This window comes from Actinomyces acetigenes, from assembly GCF_031296635.1.
Taxonomy (GTDB): Bacteria; Actinomycetota; Actinomycetes; order Actinomycetales; family Actinomycetaceae; genus Actinomyces; species Actinomyces acetigenes.
The window spans coordinates 1-1178 of sequence record NZ_JASPFC010000098.1 but is presented as its reverse complement, the minus strand read 5'-3'; the positions used below and the strand labels follow the sequence as shown (position 1 = coordinate 1178).

Genomic DNA, 1178 nt, shown 5'->3' with positions numbered 1-1178 from the left:
CCGCGCTCCTGGACGCGTTGGCGGGCCGGAGACCCGCGCGAACGCCCGTGTGGTTCATGCGTCAGGCGGGACGGTCGCTGCCGGAGTACCGGGCGCTGCGGGCGCGCGCCGGCGTCCCGATGCTGGAGGCCTGCCTGGATCCCGCGCTCGCGGCGGAGGTGACGCTGCAGCCGGTGCGGCGCCACGGCGTCGACGCCGCCGTCTTCTTCTCCGACATCATGGTGCCGCTGCGCCTGGCGGGCGTCGGGGTGCGGATCGAGGAGGGCGTCGGGCCGGTCCTCGACGCCCCGGTGCGCAGCGGCCGCGAGGTGGATGAGCTGGTGGCCCGCCGCTTCGGTGACGGCCCCGGCGCCGAGGGGGTCGGGGCGATCGAGGAGGCGGTGCGGCGCGTCGTCGTCGAGCTGGGAAGTCCGCAGGCACCCGGCGCGCGCGAGGGGCTCAGTGAGCGGGCGCGCGCCGGGCTGGAGCACAGCGCCGGGTCGGCGGGGTGGACGCCGGTGCTCGCCTTCGGCGGGGCGCCCTTCACGCTGGCGGCCTACCTAGTGGAGGGCCGACCCAGTCGCGACCACCTGGCGGCGCGCACGCTCATGCGCGCCGACCCCGACTCCTGGGACCGGCTCATGACGTGGTGCGCACGCCTGACCGGCGAGTTCATCGCCGCACAGGTGCGCGCCGGGGCGGCCGCGGCCCAGCTCTTCGACTCCTGGGCGGGCTCACTGTCCCCACGTACCTACCGCGAGCGCGTGGCCCCCTACTCGGCGCTCGCCCTGGAGACGGCCCGGGGCGCCCTGTCCCCCACCACCGGTGAGGCTGTGCCGCTCATCCACTTCGGGACCGGGACCGCCCGGCTGCTGGGGCTCATGCGGCAGGTGGGGGCCGACGCCGTCGGCGTGGACGAGCGCATCGAGCTGGGTGAGGCGATTGAGGCGCTGGCCGGGGCCGACCCGCAGGCGGGGGCCTGCCCGGTCCAGGGCAACCTCGACCCGGCGCTGCTGGCGGCGCCGTGGCCGCTGGTCGCCGAGGAGGTCGACGCGGTGCTGGCGGCCGGGCGCGCGGCGCCGGGACACGTGGTCAACCTGGGGCACGGGGTGCCGCCGGCCACTGACGCGGATGTCCTCACCCGGATCGTGGCGCGGGTGCACGGCTCGGCCGACTGGGAGGCCATGGCCCTGGCCGGG

General features: G+C 77.2%; 1 protein-coding gene. It reads left to right on the top strand.

Annotated elements, in window-relative coordinates:
* Positions 1 to 8: 8 nt before the first annotated feature.
* Positions 9 to 1178, top strand: a 1170-nt coding sequence (locus RIV14_RS13645; protein WP_309325264.1) for a uroporphyrinogen decarboxylase, incomplete at its 3' end; no start/stop codon positions are given.